At 55.5% G+C, this 17,629-nt stretch carries 14 protein-coding genes; 10 read left to right on the plus strand and 4 right to left on the minus strand.

Translation table 11 applies throughout. From position 1 onward, the window contains the following. Positions 1–9: 9 nt before the first annotated feature. The 5 genes from WJU22_RS05520 (at position 10) to WJU22_RS05540 (ending at position 4,595) form a co-directional block, all read left to right on the plus strand. Positions 10–573, plus strand: coding sequence for a K(+)-transporting ATPase subunit C (locus WJU22_RS05520; RefSeq protein WP_341842261.1), 564 nt, complete (start codon positions 10–12; stop codon positions 571–573). A 115-nt stretch (positions 574–688) separates the two neighbouring features. Continuing rightward, on the plus strand, positions 689–1,765 hold the full coding sequence (locus WJU22_RS05525) for a porin (RefSeq protein WP_341842262.1): 1,077 nt from the start codon (positions 689–691) through the stop codon (positions 1,763–1,765). A gap of 39 nt (positions 1,766–1,804) precedes the next feature. Further along, positions 1,805–2,908: a sensor protein KdpD gene (locus WJU22_RS05530; RefSeq protein WP_341842263.1), complete on the plus strand. Its 1,104-nt coding sequence runs from the start codon at positions 1,805–1,807 to the stop codon at positions 2,906–2,908. A 35-nt stretch (positions 2,909–2,943) separates the two neighbouring features. After that, positions 2,944–3,156, plus strand: coding sequence for a hypothetical protein (locus WJU22_RS05535; RefSeq protein WP_341842264.1), 213 nt, complete (start codon positions 2,944–2,946; stop codon positions 3,154–3,156). Then, positions 3,153–4,595 carry a sensor histidine kinase gene (locus WJU22_RS05540; protein WP_341842265.1) on the plus strand — a complete coding sequence of 481 codons (1,443 nt, stop codon included), beginning with the start codon at positions 3,153–3,155 and terminating at the stop codon, positions 4,593–4,595. The genes WJU22_RS05535 and WJU22_RS05540 overlap by 4 nt, the downstream gene beginning before the upstream one ends. On the opposite strand, the gene WJU22_RS05545 is transcribed toward WJU22_RS05540, so the two are convergent. After that, on the minus strand, positions 4,576–7,545 hold the full coding sequence (locus WJU22_RS05545) for a PAS domain S-box protein (RefSeq protein WP_341842266.1): 2,970 nt from the start codon (positions 7,543–7,545) through the stop codon (positions 4,576–4,578). The two genes, WJU22_RS05540 and WJU22_RS05545, sit on opposite strands and share 20 nt — an antisense overlap. A 247-nt stretch (positions 7,546–7,792) precedes the next feature. Between WJU22_RS05545 and WJU22_RS05550 the strand changes: the two genes are divergently transcribed. After that, a complete protein-coding gene (locus WJU22_RS05550) occupies positions 7,793–8,485 on the plus strand; it encodes a porin family protein (RefSeq protein ID WP_341842267.1) in 693 nt (230 codons plus the stop codon). A gap of 238 nt (positions 8,486–8,723) precedes the next feature. Here the strand turns inward: WJU22_RS05550 and WJU22_RS05555 are convergent, their stop codons facing one another. Then, positions 8,724–9,509, minus strand: a complete 786-nt coding sequence (locus WJU22_RS05555; protein WP_341842268.1) for an enoyl-CoA hydratase-related protein — start codon at positions 9,507–9,509, stop codon at positions 8,724–8,726. A 64-nt stretch (positions 9,510–9,573) separates the two neighbouring features. Further along, entirely contained in the window at positions 9,574–11,535 is a 1,962-nt protein-coding gene (locus WJU22_RS05560; RefSeq protein ID WP_341842269.1) for a S9 family peptidase, read from the minus strand. Positions 11,536–11,684: 149 nt separating this feature from the next. On the opposite strand from WJU22_RS05560, the gene hflX reads away from it, so the two are divergent. Together hflX and WJU22_RS05570 are read left to right on the plus strand one after the other, a co-directional pair. Then, the gene (hflX, locus tag WJU22_RS05565) at positions 11,685–12,875 is read left to right on the plus strand and encodes a GTPase HflX (protein WP_341842270.1); all 1,191 of its coding nucleotides are present in this window, start codon (positions 11,685–11,687) and stop codon (positions 12,873–12,875) included. Next, positions 12,875–13,219, plus strand: coding sequence for a Rieske (2Fe-2S) protein (locus WJU22_RS05570; protein WP_341842271.1), 345 nt, complete (start codon positions 12,875–12,877; stop codon positions 13,217–13,219). The genes hflX and WJU22_RS05570 overlap by 1 nt, the downstream gene beginning before the upstream one ends. Positions 13,220–13,446: 227 nt before the next feature. Here the strand turns inward: WJU22_RS05570 and WJU22_RS05575 are convergent, their stop codons facing one another. Then, complete coding sequence (locus tag WJU22_RS05575) at positions 13,447–15,594, minus strand: alpha-L-fucosidase (RefSeq protein ID WP_341842272.1); 2,148 nt, start codon at positions 15,592–15,594, stop codon at positions 13,447–13,449. A 47-nt stretch (positions 15,595–15,641) separates the two neighbouring features. Here WJU22_RS05575 and WJU22_RS05580 point away from each other — a divergent pair, with 47 nt between their 5' ends. Together WJU22_RS05580 and WJU22_RS05585 are read left to right on the plus strand one after the other, a co-directional pair. Beyond that, positions 15,642–16,994 carry an SDR family NAD(P)-dependent oxidoreductase gene (locus WJU22_RS05580; RefSeq protein WP_341842273.1) on the plus strand — a complete coding sequence of 451 codons (1,353 nt, stop codon included), beginning with the start codon at positions 15,642–15,644 and terminating at the stop codon, positions 16,992–16,994. A 148-nt stretch (positions 16,995–17,142) separates the two neighbouring features. Further along, positions 17,143–17,568: a DUF4265 domain-containing protein gene (locus WJU22_RS05585; protein WP_341842274.1), complete on the plus strand. Its 426-nt coding sequence runs from the start codon at positions 17,143–17,145 to the stop codon at positions 17,566–17,568. Positions 17,569–17,629 lie beyond the last annotated feature (61 nt).

The raw sequence follows: 17,629 nt of genomic DNA on the forward strand, positions 1-17,629 counted from the left end.
GAAACAATCATGAAACGATATTTTTTCCCGGCGCTGAAACTGACCATTGTACTGGTGCTCCTGACCGCCGGCATCTATCCCCTCTTCGTAGCCGGTATCGCTAAAATGGCGCCCGGAAAGGGTGACGGGGTGAAGGTGGAAAGGAACGGCCTGGTGGTAGGATACGCCAACGTGGGCCAGCAATTCACCGGCGACAACTATTTCCAGACACGGCCGAGCGCCGTGGGGTACAATGCCGCGGGATCGGGCGGGTCGAACAAAGGGCCGTCTAACCCCGATTACCTGAAAATCGTGGAAGACCGGATAGATACCTTCCTCGTCCACAACCCGGGCGTGAAGCGGTCTGAGATCCCGGCAGAACTGGTAACGGCCTCCGGCAGCGGCCTCGATCCCCACCTTTCCCCGGAAGGCGCGCTGGTACAGGTGCCCCGCATCGCCAAGCTGCGCAACATCCCCGAACAAAAACTCCGCGACCTCGTGAAAGCGAATACGAAAGGGCCGCTGGCTGGAATGTTCGGTCCGGCGACGGTGAATATTCTCAAATTAAATTTAGCTTTGGATGAAACACGATAATCCTCAGCCTATGCCTCTGAAAACCCTGCCGTCCCGTTGCGCGCCGCGTAGCCGTTCATGGCTGGCGGGCGCATGGGAAGGTCTTCCCGTCAACATTTTTTCCATCACACATCACATGAAGAAGATTTCAATGATCGCAGCTGCCGCAATGGCCTGCATGCAGGCGACTGCGCAACAGTTGCCTGAAAAGACAGAACCGAAACTCACGATTTCCGGCTATGCCGAAGCGTATTACGTTTTCGATTTCAACAAGCCGGAAGATCATTCACGGCCGGGTTTCCTGTATAACCATGCCCGGCATAATGAATTGAATATCAATCTCGCCATGCTGAAAGCTAACTATTCGGCAGATCGGGTACGCGGGAACGTGGCCATCATGGCCGGCACATACGCCCAATACAACATGGCGTCGGAACAGGAGCTGGTCCGCCACATTTACGAAGCCAATGCCGGTGTAAGGATCGGGAAAGGTTTGTGGGTGGATGCGGGCATCCTGCCGTCGCACATCGGGTTCGAAAGCGCCATCGGGAAAGACAATTTCACGCTGACGCGGAGCCTCATGGCAGAGAATTCCCCGTATTACGAAGCCGGCGCCAAAATCAGCTGGACGCCCAACGATAAATGGTACTTCGCCGCCATGTACCTCAACGGCTGGCAAAGGATCAAACGGCCGGACGCCAACCAGACACCCGGTTTCGGCTCGCAGATCACATATAAGCCCACCGGAAAGGTAACCCTCAACTGGAGCACGTTCATCGGGAACGACAAACCCGATTCCGTTCGCCAGATGCGCTATTTCAGCGACCTTTACGGAACATTCGCCCTCACCGGTAAACTGAGCCTCATAGCCGGGCTCGATATCGGCGCGGAGAAAAAAGGAAAAGATGTGGACGGGATGAACGCCTGGTTCGCGCCCATCCTCATCGCCAGGTACGCATTCACCGACAAGATCGCCATGGCCGGCCGTTATGAATATTACAACGATGCAGACGGCGTGATCATCGCCACGGGAACGCCCAACGGCTTCCGCACCAGCGGTTATTCGCTCAACCTCGACGTGAGCCCCGTGAGCCAGGTGATGTTCCGGCTGGAAGGGAAATTGTACAATAGCAAAGACGATATCTTCCTCAAAGGCGAACAGCCACGGAAAGAGAATTTTTCCATCGCCACTTCGCTGGCGTTTTCATTCTAAAATTCAGGCGGGGCCCCGCGGGGCTCCGCACTCCTTATCATGGCACGACAAATCCAGCACCCCGGCAACCCGGGACGAGGCAAATTCAAGATATACATCGGCATGAGCGCCGGTGTGGGGAAGTCGTACCGCATGTTGCAGGAAGCGCATGCCCTGTTGCGCAACGGCGTCAATGTCCAGATCGGCTATATCGAGACGCACGGCCGTAAGGAAACGGAGGCCCTCGTGGCCGGGCTGCCCGTCATCCCCCGGCGGCAGAATTTTTACAAGGGAAAGCTGATGGATGAAATGGACCTGGGCGCCATTTTGCTCCTTTCCCCCGAATGGGTGGTGGTGGACGAGCTCGCCCATTCCAACATCCCCGGCTCGCGCAACGAAAAGCGGTGGCAGGATGTGATGGAGATCCTCCGCGCGGGGATCAACGTCATTTCCGCCGTCAACATCCAGCACATGGAAAGCATCAACGCCCAGGTGAAAGCCATTACCGGCGTGGAAGTCCACGAGCGGGTGCCCGACAGCATGCTGCAACTGGCAGACGAAGTCGTCAACATCGATCTCACGGCCGACGAGCTCATCACCCGGCTGAAAGAAGGGAAAATTTACGATCCCGGGAAAGTGGATACGGCGCTGCGAAATTTCTTCCAGTCGGAAAAAATCCTCCAGCTCCGCGAGCTTGCGCTCAAAGAAGTAGCTTCGCAGGTAGAAAGGAAAGTGGTGGCCGAAGTGCCGAAAAACCGGCAGATGCGCCACGAACGGTTCCTGGCCTGCGTTTCCTCGAACGACGAAACCGCGCGCCGGGTCATCCGGAAAACCGCGCGGCTGGCGGCTTATTACCAGGGAGAATGGTACGCGCTCTATGTGCAAACGCCGAAAGAAAGCACGGGCCGCATCAACCTCGCCGCGCAACGGCACCTGATCAACAACCTCAAACTGGCGACGGAACTGGGTGCGGAAGTGCTGCAGGTACAGCACGCCAACGTGGCCGAGGCGATCATGGAAACGGCGGCGCAGAAAGAAATCACCACCGTTTGCATCGGAAAACCGCACATCACCCTTTTCGGGATATTGCTGAGAACCAATATCTTTAATCAACTGTTGAAAACATTATCCGCTCACGAAACCGACCTGGTGATCCTGTCATGACAAGGCTGAGGCTAAAAACGAAAATTTCCGCCGGCGTGCTTTTCCTGTTCGCCATGCTGCTGCTGGTCGGCGTGATGGGTTATTATTCCCTGAACAAAGTGAACCGCGCCGCCGCGGCGATCCTGGAAGACAACTACGAATCCGTGGAATATGCCGGCATCATGCTGCGGGTCGTGGAAAACTGGACGGGCAGCGATTCCGCCCGTTGGCAATTCGGCGATGCGCTCCTGCGGCAGGAAAAAACGTGACGGAACCGGGTGAAGCCCGCTATACGAACGCGCTCCGGCAGGATTATGAAGCTTTCCAGCGCGGGGATTCTGCACGGCTGCCCGCCATCAGGGCCAGTTTGACCGGGATCATGGACGTGAACATGAAAGCCATCGTGTCCAAACAGGAGAAAACCCGCAAAACGGCCGATAAAGCCCTGTTGTACATCGCCCTGGTGAGCGGATTGTGCTTTTTGGTAGGGATCGTGTTCGTTTATAATTTCCCGGGATACATCGCCAACCCCATCCGCGAGCTGACGGAAGGGATCCGGCAGATCGCCGACCGGAAATACGAACAGCGGCTGCATTTCAGCTCCGGCGACGAGTTCGGCGAACTGGCCGAAGCTTTCAACAGCATGGCCCGCAAACTGGATGAATACGAGCACAGCAACCTGGCGCGCATCCTGTTCGAAAAACAGCGGGCGGAAGCGGTGATCGGCAGCCTGAAAGACGCCGCCATCGGCCTCGACAATAAAAACATCATCCTCTTCGCTAACGCGGAAGCCCTCCAATTGCTCAACCTCCCCGAATCCGCGCTCGTCGGCAAAGACGCAAATGAAGCCGCCCGCCGGAACGATCTCCTCCGGTATCTCATCCACGAAAAAAATCCCGCCCCCATCAAGATCGTCACCGAAGGAAAAGAAAACTTCTTCCTGCGGGAATCCGCCGACATCGTCCATAACCGCGAAATCATCGGCCACATCATCACCCTGCGCAACATCACGGCGTTCAAGGAGCAGGACCTCGCCAAAACGCATTTCATCGCTACCATATCCCACGAACTGAAAACCCCGCTCGCGGCCACCGATCTCAGCCTCAAACTGCTCGACGACGAGCGTACCGGCCCGCTTTCCGGGGATCAGCGGGAGCTGGTAGACAGTATCCGGGAAGACAATCGCCGGATGATCCGTATGGTGAGTGAATTACTGGATTTTTCGAAGGTGGAAAGCGGGAACATCGCGCTGCAGGTACAAGCCGTTCCTCCGGCAGACATCCTTCGCTACGCCCTCGAAACCGTGGCCCGGCAGGCATCGGGAAAGGAAGTGGATATCCATACAGAAATCCCCGCCGCCGCGGCGCCCGTGCTGGCCGATGCGGAAAAAAGCGCCTGGGTGCTCGTCAATCTCCTGACCAACGCCATCCGCTATTCTCCGCCCCAAAGCGCGGTGGAGCTAACGGTAACGGATGAAGGAAAGATGTGGCTGTTCGGCGTCCGCGACCAGGGAAAAGGGATCGACGCCAGTTTCCGCGAAAAAATTTTCGAACGGTTTTTCCGCGTGCCCGAAGCCGACGGAGGGAAAGGCACGGGCCTGGGGCTCGCCATCGCCCGGGAATTCATCGAGGCGCAGGGCGGGCAGATCGGGGTGGAAAGCGAGCCCGGCAAAGGCAGCTACTTCTGGTTCAGGCTCCCGAAGGCCTGAGCTTCCGGATCTCCTCTTCCAGCAACACCAGCGATTGCTTGTAATGTTTAATGGCGAGGTGAATGTCTGACAGGATGGTGAGCGGCTCCGCATTGGCCTCCAGCTTTTGCCGGATCTGCACGATGTTATAGGAAAGCGGATGTATCCGCACGATCATCAGGCTGGCGTACAGCACTTTGGCCAACCTTGCCGCATGGACCCAATCCCCGCCCGACGTAGCCGCCAGCAACCGGTGAAACATGGGCCCGGTGTTCTGCATGAACGATTTCAGCACTTCCAGCAAATATTCCCGGTCATTTTCCGCAACGCTTTTCAGGTGCCGCAGATCGATCTTGATCTCGTCGGGCGCCTCTTCCCAGGCATCGGTCACGAAAGGCGCGGTGTCGGGGAACCGTTCGCCGATGGCTTCGAGCACCCGCTGGAAAAGCTCTTTGGGCACGAACGGTTTGGAGACGTATTCGTTCATCCCCGCCAGCAGGCAACGTTCGCGGTCGCCCTTGAGGGCGCAGGCCGTAAATGCGATGATGGGGATGGCGGAACCGGCTTCGCGGATGATGCGCGTGGCTTCCAATCCGTCCATTTCAGGCATTTGAATATCCATGAGGATGCAGTCGTAGGGTTTTTCGACATACATGCGCACCGCCTCTGCGCCGTTTTCGGCAAGGTCTACCGTGGCGCCGGCGCCGTTCAGGGTTTTGATGGCCAGTTTCTGATTCAGCAGGCTGTCTTCCGCCAGCAGGATGAGTTTTCCCGAAAGCGGCAGCAACACGGCGTCGGGCAAAGGCGTATCGGCGATGGTTTCCGGCACATCGAGCTGGTAGGGGATGGAAAATTCGATGCGGGTACCGCCGCCGGGATTGCCCTGCACATCGAGGGTGCCATTGTGCAACGCAATGAGCTCGCGGGTGAGCGCAAGCCCCAGGCCGATCCCGCCGTATTTGCGGACATCGCCTACGTCGAGTTGTGTAAATACCTGTCCTACCTTGCCGCGCATTTCTTCCGGGATGCCGATCCCCGTATCTGAAACGGAGAACCGGAGAGAAACCTTCCGGTTTTCGAGCGGGGCGGAGCTCACGGCGAGGGTTACGCCGCCCTGGTGGGTGAATTTGATGGCATTGTCGATCAGGTTGTGGAGGATTTGCTGGAGGCGGGTAGGGTCTCCCAGCAGCGGGGCCCTGAGATCGTCTTCCATTTCGCATTCCAGCCGCAGCCCTTTTTCGGTGGCGCGGTCGCCATAACGGTCGAGCGTTTGCCGGATAAGGCCCGCGGGGTCGAAAGCAGCTTTTTCCAGGTGCATTTTTCCGGCGCGGATACTGGAAAAATCCAGCAGCGAATTCACGAGCACCAGCAGGTTCCCCGCTGATCCTTTGATATCCTGCAGGTAATCCTGCTGTTCGTTGTTGAGCGTATGGTTTTCCAGCAGGTTGGTGAAACCGATGATCCCGTTCAGCGGCGTGCGCAGTTCGTGGCTCATGTTGGCCATGAAGTGCTCCATGCGGCTATGCGCCGTTTCCGCTTTCTTTCTCGAAGCCATCAGTTCATGTTCGCGGGCGATGCGCTGGGTGATGTCTGTAGCCACTCCGCAAAGTCCGTATACCCGCCCCTGCGGGTCGCGGATGGGGAATTTGGCGATGTGGAAATACCGGGTTTCCCCTTCGATGTCGAGCGTATCTTCCACTTCCATCATCTTTTCTTCCAGCAATACTCTCCTGTCTGTTTCGGCACTGGTTTCCGCGTTCAGCTTTTCGGGGAAATCGCGGTCTGTGCGGCCGATGACCTGCTCCGGCGTGAGGCCGAAAGTGGACTCGAAGCGTTTGTTGACGAGCACATACCGGCCCAGGGTGTCTTTAATGAAAATGATGTTCGGCGTGTTGAAGAGAACGGATTCGAACCTTTCATGGAGCGTTTCCATTTCTTTCTGCGCGCGGATGAGCTCAACTTCCTTCGTTTTTTCGGCGGTGATGTCTTTGACGATACATTGATATCCGCTGAACAGGCCGTTTTTCCGCAGCAACACTACGTGCTGCTCTACCCATCTCCGTTCCCCGTTTTTGCGGCGGATCTGGAAGCGGACGGTGGATTCGCGGTTGCCGTCGAACGCCTGTTGCTCGTAGAATTTGCGGAGGCGTTTGTGCTCTGAAGCGTCGAGCAGGTCGATGTATTGTTTTCCGACAAGCTCATGCGGCTCGTATCCGGTGAGCTCTTTGGCTTTGCTGTTGACGTAGGTGAAGAATCCGCCGCGGTTGGAGGTGAAGAGGGTAACGCCGGCGTCTTCGATGAGGAGGCGGTATCTTTCTTCGTTTTCGCGGAGCTTGTTTTCGGCGAGGCCGGCTTTGCGGACGTTGCGGATCACGCCCATGAGCCCTGCGCCGAGAACGATCACCGCGCCGATGCCGCCGCTGAGGGCAAGCACGAAAGGCAGGCGGTCGTACCAGGCGGGCCCGGTGAGGTCGTTGAACTGTTCGTATTGATCTACGAGCATGCGCCCTGTGAGCTGGGTGAGGGGATCAGGGCCAACGGGATGGCGCGTCTGGACCATGGCGCCGGCCATGACGGATGATTCGTGTGCGGTACGCACGAGGTATTGGGAGAATACGATGCGGTCGTACACGAGATTATGGAGCGTGTCTACCTGTGCTGCTTCGAGGGCATTATCGCCCGCGAGTACTGCGAGGCTTTGGATGGGGGCGCGAAGGCGGGCTTCAGACAGGTCTTCCCTGCCGAGAAACCCCGTGTCTCCGGTAATGACATAGCCGCGAACGGCGGCTTCGAGGGCGCGGGCCTGGTAAGCCACCTGCTCCAGCAGGCGAATTTTTTCGGTGGTCAGTCTCACCCGTGCGTTCATCCGCATCGAGGCCGCGTCAGACATCCAGGCGCTCCAGGTAAACCAGGCGACAGACACGATGGCGGCCGCAAATACGAAAATGACGGGGTTGCTGATACGTTTCATGTATGGCATCTCTTTACTTGCGCGTCGGCGAAAGGTTCTCAATCGGCTGATGTCAAATTGGGCGTATATGGGGCTACAAATCAGTCAACATATCAAGTGATATGTTGATCCATACAATTTACTGAATTTTGGCGTACGGCAAGCACGGCGGGAGCTATGTATTTTTTTGGAATATTTTAACCATTTGGTTTACTTGCATTCTATTAAATTTGCCAGATATTCTTTTTGCCAAGCATTTAAACATATTATGAAAAAATTACTTTTGTCGCTGGGTATTCTCGGCATATCCGCAACCACGTTTGCGCAGGATAAAGTGGCCGGTGCTGCCATGAGCAAGGTTCGGCAGAGCAGGGACTTCCTGGTGATCGGATTTTCGTATGACGGCTGGGCATCCGCGCCGGATAGTGTGAAAACGAAGGGATTGTCCCGCGGTTTCAGTATTGCTTTCATGTACGATATTCCCATCGCGAAGGAGCATTTCAGCGTTGCGGCCGGTCTTGGCATTTCTTCGAGCAGCGTGTTCCTGGACAAGCAGGTGATCGATATGAGCAACGGCAACTCCAATGCTGTGCGCTTCACCAGCTCCGACAAGTATAAAAAATACAAAGTAGCCACCAACTACCTGGAAGTTCCCCTGGAATTCCGCTATCGCCAGTATTCCGATAACGCCAACAAAGGCTTCAAAGCCTCTATCGGCGCGAAAGTGGGCATGCTGGTAAATGCGCATACGAAGGGCAAGAACACGCTCGGCGGCGACAAGAATATCATCAAGGAGCAAAACAAGCGGTTCTTCAACCCCTGGCGTTTCGCGGGCACGGCGCGTATCGGTTACGGTAACATCGCCCTGTTCGGCACCATGAACTTTAACCCGCTGTTCAAAGACAACACCAACCTGGACATCAGGCCGTATTCCATCGGTATCGCCCTCACCGGCCTCTGATCCGAAGGAACCATCATATTTGAAAAGGGCCCCTCAGCTGAGGGGCCCTTTTTTCGTCCGCAGACATTAGCATTATCTCAAAAACTTATCCTGTGGAACCTTCCGTGTTCCGGTTAAGTCATCGTTCAGGCGTTTATTTCCCCGTAAATACCGGTTTCCGTTTCTCCAGGAAAGCCGTCACCCCTTCTTTGTTATCTGTGGTGTTCCCTGCGATCTATCTAAGAAAGTATGCCTCGCTCTATTTCCCCGTAAAAACCGGTTTCCGTTTCTCCAGGAAAGCCGTGACACCTTCCTTGTTATCGGTGGTGTTCCCTGCGATCTCCTGGCAGTAGGCCTCGTATTCCAGCACTGCGTCCAGGTTTTCGGTCATGCCTTTGGTCAGCATTTTTTTCATGAGGCCGATGGCTTTCGTGGGCGCATTGGCGTAGAACTCGGCCTCCAGCGCCACGGCCCCGTCCAGGTCGGCGAGCGGTACCACTTTGTTGAGGAGGCCCATTTCCTTCGCTTCCGTCGCACTGAGCTTCGTGGCTTTGGTAGCCAGCTCAAACGCGCGATGGTACCCCACGGCCCGCGGTAAAAAGTATGAAGAGCCGGAATCCAGCACCAGCGCGATGTTGATGAAAATTTCTATCAGCGAGGCCTGGTCAGACGCGATGATCACGTCGCAAGCCAGCGCCAGCGAGCATCCCGCTCCGGCCGCCACGCCGTTCAGCCGGCAAATTACCGGCTTGGGCATGTTCCGGATAGCGCGGATGATGGGGTTGTACCGCTTATGCAGGGAATCCCCCAGGTTTCGGGGTTTCCCATCTACCCCCATGGCGGCTTTCAGGTCTTGTCCGCTGCAAAATGCCTTCCCGGCGCCCGTTAGCACCACGGCGCGCACGGCAGCGTCTTTGTCTGCCTGCTTCAGGGCGTCCTGTAATTCGTAACTGAGCTCGTCGTTGAAGGCATTGTAAACGTCCGGGCGATTGAGGGTAATGGTGGCGATGTTTTGGTGGACCTCGTACAGTAAGGAGTTGAACATGGAATGGTTTTTTGCGATAAAGAAGACAGCGGCCACGGGGGCCGCTGTCGAAGTATGAAAATCCCTATAAAGTTTCTTTCAGCCAGCTGAAGAATTCACGCTGCCAGGTGATGGCGTTCTGTGCGCCCAGCACCCAGTGGTTCTCTTCCGGGAAATAGACGAGCTTGCTCTTGATGCCATTGAGTTGCGCCGCCTGGAAGGCCTGCAGCCCCTGTTCGATGCCCACGCGGAAGTCGATGCCGCCCTGCACGATCATGATGGGCGTATCCCACTTGTTCACGAGGTTGCTGGGATTGAACTGCTCGTACGATTTGGCGTTGGCTTTGTCGAAATACGCGCCGATGTCCCAGTTGGCGAACCACAGCTCTTCGGTGGTACCGTACCAGCTGCGGAGGTCGAACAGCCCGTCGTGCGCGATGAAAGTTTTGAACCTTTTTTCATGAACGCCTGCCAGCATGAACACGGAATATCCGCCGTAGCTGGCCCCCACCGCGCCGAGGCGCGCCTTGTCCACATACGGCTCCTTGGCGAGGTCGTCGATGGCCGCCAGGTAATCGCGGATGGGCTGGCCGCCCCAGTCTTTGCTGATTTCAGCGTTCCATTTCACACCGTGCCCGGGCATCCCGCGGCGGTTCGGTGCGATGACGATGTAGCCCTGCGCCGCCATCAGCTGGAAGTTCCAGCGGAAGGAATAAAATTGGCTCAGCGCGCTTTGCGGGCCGCCCTGGCAGTACAGCAGCGTGGGATATTTTTTGTTCGGGTCGAAATCGGGCGGGTAAATCACCCAGGCGAGCATATCCTTGCCGTCGGTGGTTTTGATCCAGCGTTCAGACACCTTGCTCATCTTCAGATCACCGTAAATATCGTTGTTCACCTGGGTCAGCGGCGCCACGGCACCGTCTTTCAGGTTAACGGTGAACAGCTCGGCGGCATGGTTCATATCCGTTCTCGTCACTACCAGCGTTTGCCCGTGCTGGCCTACGAACCCGTTGATATCATATTGCCCTTTGGTGAGCTGTTTCACTTCGCCGCCCGTTACAGGAACGATGAAAAGCTGCTCCGTGCCTTTGGTGGCGGCCAGGAACTGAACGGTTTTCCCGTCTGCCGCAAACCGGGCCGAGGCAACGGTGCCGTCCCACCTGGCGGTAAGGTTATTTTTTTTGCCGGAAGCGATATCCAGCACGATCACGTCGTTTTTGTCGGCCTCAAACCCGTCGCTGGCCATGCTTTGCCAGAGGAGCTGCTTGCCGTTGGGGCTGAACTGCGGTGCCACGTCGTACCCGTTCATGCCTTCGGAAAGGTTTTCGGTTTTTTGGGTAGCCAGCGTATAGCGGTAGATGTCGGTATTGGTGCTTACGGCGTAGTCTTTACCGTGCTTTTTCTTGCAAACGTAGATGATCTGCGACCCGTCCGGGCTCCAGATAAAGTCTTCCGCGCCGCCGAAAGGCATCTGCGGACAGTCGAACGCTTCCCCCGCCATAATGTCTGTCGGTGTGCCAACTTCTCCTGAAGCGGCGTCGAAGGTGGCGAAGAAAACGTGGTTGAACTTGCCGTCTTCCCAGGTGTCCCAGTGGCGGTAGTTCAGGTTGGTGTAGATGTGGGCGTTGGCTTTGGGAAGATCGGCGTATTTGTCTTTCGCCAGTACTTTTTCCATTTCCACTTCTTTGGAGAAGAGGATATGCTTGCCGTCGGGCGAAATGCGGATGTTCTGCAGGCCGCCGTCTACCTTTGTTTTCTGGACGGGATTGGTGCCGTCTTTGTCCATTTCCCAGAGCTGGCCTTTGTAGCTATAGAGGATTTTGCCGCCGGGGAGCGATTTCACGAACGATTCGCCGCCGGGGGCGGTGGTCAGCTGTTTGGGAGCGCCGCCGGTGAGGGCGATGGAATACAGGTTGCGTTCGCTTTTATTGTCTTCCAGGCTGAACCGGGAAACGCCGAAAACGACGGTCCCGTCTTCCAGCACCGTTTCTCCGCCTACCCTTCCGAGTTTCCAGAGGAGCTCGGGGGTCATTGTTTGCTGTGCCATGCTGTGTTGAATGAATAAAATACCTGCTAACAGGAATGTTTTACGCATTGGATCAGATTTTGTTGTGGTGAGGCATAAATGTAGGAAAATTTGGCCTCATGCCGGACGCCGGGCTAATTCATTAACTTTGCACAAATTTCGTAAGCACATTGATTGAAAAAACACAGGCAGTAGCCGCGGACGAACGGGCCGTGCTGATTGGACTGATCCATAAGGAACAAACGGAGCCCCAGGTGCAGGAGTACCTGGACGAGCTGGCATTTCTGGCCGAAACGGCGGGCGCCACCGCGGTGAAGCGCTTCACCCAGCGGCTGCCGCATCCCGACAGGGCTACCTTCATTGGGAAGGGCAAGCTGGAGGAAGTACGGCAGTTCGTGGCCGGGAAAGACATCCAGCTGGTGATCTTCGACGACGAGCTGACCGGCTCCCAGATATCCAATATTCAAAAAGAACTGAAGGTGAAGGTGATCGACCGGAGCGACCTGATCCTCGACATATTTGCCCGTCGCGCCCGCACGGCCCAGGCCAAGGTGCAGGTGGAGCTGGCGCAATACCAGTACATCCTGCCCCGCCTCCGCGGTATGTGGACGCACCTGGAAAGGCAGAAAGGGGGTATCGGGATGAGGGGGCCCGGTGAAACGGAGATCGAAACGGACCGCCGTATCGTGAAAGACAAGATTTCCCTCCTCCGCAAGCGCCTCGCCGAAATCGACAAACAATCGCTGACCCAGCGGAAAGACCGGGGAGAATTCATCCGGGTGGCGCTGGTGGGGTACACGAACGTGGGGAAAAGCACGCTCATGAACCTGCTCAGCAAAAGTGAGGTGTTCGCAGAGAATAAATTGTTCGCCACGCTGGATACGACCACCCGCAAAGTGGTGTTCGAGCAGACGCCCTTTTTGCTCAGTGATACGGTGGGTTTCATCCGGAAGCTGCCGCACCATTTGGTGGAAAGCTTCAAATCCACGCTGGATGAGGTCCGCGAGAGCGATATCCTCCTGCATGTGGTGGATATCAGCCATGCGCAGTACGAAGACCAGATCGAAGTGGTGAACCGTACGCTGACCGAGCTGAAATCGCTCGACAAGCCGACCATTCTCATTTTCAACAAGATGGACCTGTACGAGAAGCAGACTTTCGACGAGTGGTTGACGGAAGACGTGAAAACCGACATCCTCAATCAGTTAAAGGAAAGCTGGCAGCATCGTACGAACGGGAACTGCGTGTTCGTTTCGGCGACGGAGCGGCGGAACATCGAGGAGCTGCGGACAACGATCATGGAGAAAGTGATGCAGTTGTACCGGGAGCGGTATCCTTACAAATCCGAATTTTTCTATTAATGGCGAAGCAATACAACTGGTACCGGCTGACGGGCGCAGATGATCCCGTGGCGGAGGAATCGCGTATTACAGTTCAGGAAGTGAACGGGAAGAAGATATGTGTGGCGCGGCAGGGTGGCGAGTTGTATGCTTTTGCGTATAAATGTCCGCATGCGGGGGGCCTGATGTCCGACGGTTTTCTGGACGACCGTGGGAATGTGGTGTGCCCCCTGCACCGTTACAAATTTGCGTTGCGGAACGGATATAATTCCAGTGGCGAGGGTTTTTACCTTCGCACTTACCCTATTGAGTGCCGCGCCGATGGTATCTACATCGGCATGGAAAAAAGCTGGCTGAGCTGGTGATATTTCCCTCCATTTTCCTGTTCATTTTGTTCATTTTAACCCGAACAGGTTTATAGACCTTCTTCCATACATGGCGCCCTGCCATGTAATTTTCGTGGCCTTTTTTCAGATACATTGCAGCCATGATCGTTCAAAAAATTCCTTCCGGTGAGGATGGACCGGCACACATAAAAAAAGGCCGGCGTCAATAGATACCGGCCTGATTATTCTAAAGCGATGTAAACGCACTATTCGAACGTCAGTTTCAGATTGGGCAATCCCATCTCATCGTGCGGTGTGGACGGGTTGTGCAATTGCCAGCTTACCGGGAAGTAAGTCCCCTTCTGCATGCGGATCTCCGGCAGTTCCAGGTGATATATGGCCTGGGGAACGTTGAAGTCGATGTTAAAGGGAACGGCGTTGAGGAAATAGTTGAACAGTTTAACTGTAAGCTGGTTTTTCCCGGCTTGCAATGGTAGTAGTACGTAATGGTCCAGTTTATCCTTGCGGAAGGGATTATTCTGGATGAGGAGCTGCCTGCCATTCAGGAATACTATAATGCCATCGCCGCTCGTGAGCTTTACGAGTACGTTTTGGGCGGCGGGGGCGGTTATTTCCTGGAGGAGATAGTGTGCGGTCATGGCGCCGGCGGGCCTTTTCGCATCGATGGCGTATTGGGTGCCGTTTTTCCATTCGGGATGGGCTACCCAGCTTTTCCCGTCTTGGCGGGGCCAGGGTTTGGAAAGGTCTACCTGCGCGAGGGAGCCATGTGTGCCGCCGGGGCCGGAATACAAGGGGCCCAGGATGTGGATGGGGCCGGTTTGCAGGCTGGCGATATCGTTATTCAGTTGTTCCGCTTTTCCGCCATCCAGGAGAACGGGAGTGGTTTTGGTGCCCAGTTCGAGATCGATGGTGCGGCCTTTTTCCTCTTCGGTGTAGGTCAAAGTGGGGCGGAAAGAGCCGCTGCGCTGGGGTTCCAGGGCCCAGGCGTTACGGATCGTGCTGGTGAAACTGGTGTTATAATCGATAGTGGCGTTGCTGAAATAGGGGAAGGCGTTGGAATTGTCAAGCGCCAGGCCGGCGGTCAACGGGCGGATATTGGCCGGGGGAACGGTGTAGCCGTTGGTGAAGGTGAGTTCCACCACCTGGAAAAGCCCGCTCATGTCGAGGGTTTCTGGCAGCTGGATGTGAAGACCGTCTTTTCCTTCGGACGTTTTCACTTTGGCAGGGCCGCCGATGACACGCGCTGCGCTTACCTTGCCTTTCAGGCCGGGCAGTACGATGGTGTTGTTGGCGGGGCGGTCCATGAGGTGGAGGTAAAGCTTGTTTTTACGGCTGGTGATGCTGCCCCAGTCGAAAGGAACATGGAAAGGGTCGGGCTGGGTGCCGTAGATCGCTTCGCTGTTTGTGTTGAGCCATTGGCCGATGGCGAGCAGGGCGTCCCGTTCGAAATCCACGACGGTGCCGTCGCCTTTGGGGCCGATGTTGAGGAGGAAGTTGCCTCCGCGGGAGGCCACGCGTACCAGGCTCGTCAGTTTTTCCCGGATCTTGGCGTTGATGTCGCCGCGTTCCTGCCAGGAACGGTATCCCCAGGTTTCGTGGAAGAAAGAGGCGGGGCTTTGCCAGGGCACGCCGATGATGTAATCGGGTTCCTGGTTGTCGCCCATGACGGTGAAATCGCCCTGGTTGTTCCCGATGCGGCTGCCGATCATGCAGTTGGGTTGGAGTTTATGCACCAATGCGCGCATTTCCTCGCTTTGGGGGCGGGTCATTTGTCCCATGTCGAACCAGAGCTCGGAAACGGGGCCGTATTTGGTCAGCAGTTCCGTGATCTGCTGCATGTTGTAAGTATGGTGTGCGGGCGGGATGGAGTCGGAGTTGCTGCCGGAAATGGGCATCGCCGGCGGGAAGTGCCAGTCGATCAGTGAGAAATACAGCCCGAAAGCGATTCCCTGGCGGCGACAGGCTTCGGAGAGTTCTTTCAGGATATCGTGCTTGTAGGGCGTGGCATCCATGATGTCGAACGTTGTGTAGGCGCAATCCCATAGTGCGAATCCGTCGTGGTGTTTGGATGTGATCACGACAGATTTCATGCCCGCGCGTTTTGCGAGGGTAGCGATGCTATCGGGGTTCCATTGTGCGGGATTGAATTCCTGCGCCACGTTTTCGTAGGTGTCGTTATACAATCCGGCGGCATGTGCGCGGATTTGTTCGCTGAGGCCGCGGCTGATCTGTTTGTTTTCCCAAACGCCACCCAGTTTGCTGTAAACGCCGAAGTGGATGAACATGGAATATTTACGATCGCGCCATTGCTGGAGGGCGGTTGGTTCTATTTGGGCTGTAGCGGAGTGGATCCAGCCGAGGCAGCCGGTTATGATACAAAAAAGTCGTTTCATGATAGCAAAGTAGGAAAACGTTCTTAAAAAAGTATACCTTTCGTCACATGGCCGGTTTGCGCGAAAAAAGGATCAGTTTTAGTGAAAAAGTCATCTGGATTACGGGCGCATCGTCCGGGATCGGTGAGGCTTTGGCGATCCGTTTGTCGGCATTGGGTGCCCGGTTGATCCTGACGTCACGGAATGTGGAGGCGTTGGCTGGAGTGAAGGCGCGTTGTGTGGGATCGGTGGTTGTTTTGCCGGCGGATCTTTCAACGGGAAAATTCACGGTTCCCGAGTCCGGGCGTGCCGGCTTTGCCGGCGGCGAGCAATCCAGCCAATCCGGCTATCAAGGCCCGGCTTCCGGATCGCTGGCTGTGACGAATGAATTAACCGGCGGAGAGCAATCCATCCCATCAAGTGATAACTCAGTCGATGAATCGCCAGTCGGGAGGAATGATTTAACCGGCGATGAGCAATCAAACCCTTCAGGCGATCAAAATTCAGCTGATGAATCGAGAGCCGTGAAGAATAAATTTACCGGCGATGAGCAACCCATTCCGTCAAGCGATCAAAACTCAGCTTATGGATCGCGGTTCGGGAAGAATGAATTGACTGGCGATGAGCAATCCTGCCAATCAAGCGATCAAAACTCAGCATATGAACCGCGGAATGTGAAAAATGAATTAACCGGCGGCGAGCAATCCATCCCATCAAGCGATCAAAACTCAGCTTATGAATCGCGGGTAGAGAAGGATGAATTTATCGGAAACGAACGATCAAACCCATCAAGGGATCAAAACCTGGCTTCCATATCGCCGGCAACTAAGAACAGCATATCCGGCCTGGCCCAACAAGCCATCAGTATTTATGGCAGGGTCGACATATTAATAAACAATGCAGGCATCGGCCAGCGCGCCTCCGCGGAAGAAACCTCCGAAGCCGTGCTTCGCCAGATCCTCGAGCTGGACTTCTTTGCGCCCGTCCTGCTCACACAGGCGCTCCTGCCACATTTCAGCGCAAACGGCGGGCAGGTTGTTGTAACAGGAAGCATGGCCGGACTGATGGGCGTTCCCCGCCGCACAGCTTATGCCGCCGCCAAACATGCGGTGATGGGCTATTTCGAGTCATTACAAGTGGAGCACACCATCCCGGGGTTTCACGTTACCATCATCAGCCCCGGCAGAGTCAGGACTTCCCTTTCGCTAAACGCCCTTCGTGGCAGCGGCGATCCCCACGGGAAAATGGATGCTGCGCAGGAGAAGGGCATTCCGGTCGAAGTATGCGCAAATAAGATGATCACCGCTATTTCCCGAAAGCGAAAACACGTCATCATCGCCCGCGAAGAAAGGATTTTGTGGTATCTCCGGAAATGGGCGCCACCGCTATATTATATGGTAGCCAGGAAGTTCGGGAGTTAATGCGGTTGTCGAAAACACCAGCGGAACGCGCATCCCGGTAGTTGCAGACAGGGAAAGCGCGGAACGATAGCATCCAACAATCGGTACAAATCAATTTACTGCATTTCAACATGCCACAAGAAAACGATCATGTAAAATCCTGTTCCATGTGAACTGCGACAACCCTGAAGACCTTGTCGTCGAAACCTTGTGGGCAATCATTATCGAAAAGGAAACAGGACTTTATCAAATCGACAATATTCCTTTTTACATCCCCTTGATTTCTTGCGGGGATATCGTTTTTGCCGAGTATGACGAAGCGGAAGAACGGCTGGTCTACCGCCAAACCGTAAAGGAATCCGGCAATTCGACCATCCAGATCGAGCTCTTGCACGACAATGACCGGGAATTGGAAATCCGGGAAATATTCCGGGAAATGGGCTGCGAAAGCGAAGGGACAGCCGGTGGGTATTTTGTTTTGGAAGTTCCATTCGATATGGATTACACGGCCATCAAACAAAAACTGGAAGCACTGCGGAACGATCAAATAATCGACTATGCGGAATCTTGCCTGTCGAATCTGCATAAATATTAAGATGTAGGTCATGATGCAGAGCCGCCACCACCGGGAATGACCAACACTTCCGACCCCCATT

Source organism: Chitinophaga caseinilytica, assembly GCF_038396765.1.
Classification (GTDB): Bacteria; Bacteroidota; Bacteroidia; order Chitinophagales; family Chitinophagaceae; genus Chitinophaga; species Chitinophaga caseinilytica.

Coding starts and splice junctions, on each gene's coding strand:
- WJU22_RS05530 (WP_341842263.1), top strand. CDS start 1,805: ATGGCACGACAAATCCAGCACCCCGGCAACCCGGGACGAGGCAAATTC.
- WJU22_RS05550 (WP_341842267.1), top strand. CDS start 7,793: ATGAAAAAATTACTTTTGTCGCTGGGTATTCTCGGCATATCCGCAACC.
- WJU22_RS05560 (WP_341842269.1), bottom strand. CDS start 11,535: ATGGCACAGCAAACAATGACCCCCGAGCTCCTCTGGAAACTCGGAAGG.
- WJU22_RS05545 (WP_341842266.1), bottom strand. CDS start 7,545: ATGAAACGTATCAGCAACCCCGTCATTTTCGTATTTGCGGCCGCCATC.
- WJU22_RS05575 (WP_341842272.1), bottom strand. CDS start 15,594: ATGAAACGACTTTTTTGTATCATAACCGGCTGCCTCGGCTGGATCCAC.
- WJU22_RS05555 (WP_341842268.1), bottom strand. CDS start 9,509: ATGTTCAACTCCTTACTGTACGAGGTCCACCAAAACATCGCCACCATT.
- WJU22_RS05580 (WP_341842273.1), top strand. CDS start 15,642: ATGGCCGGTTTGCGCGAAAAAAGGATCAGTTTTAGTGAAAAAGTCATC.
- WJU22_RS05525 (WP_341842262.1), top strand. CDS start 689: ATGAAGAAGATTTCAATGATCGCAGCTGCCGCAATGGCCTGCATGCAG.
- WJU22_RS05520 (WP_341842261.1), top strand. CDS start 10: ATGAAACGATATTTTTTCCCGGCGCTGAAACTGACCATTGTACTGGTG.
- WJU22_RS05570 (WP_341842271.1), top strand. CDS start 12,875: ATGGCGAAGCAATACAACTGGTACCGGCTGACGGGCGCAGATGATCCC.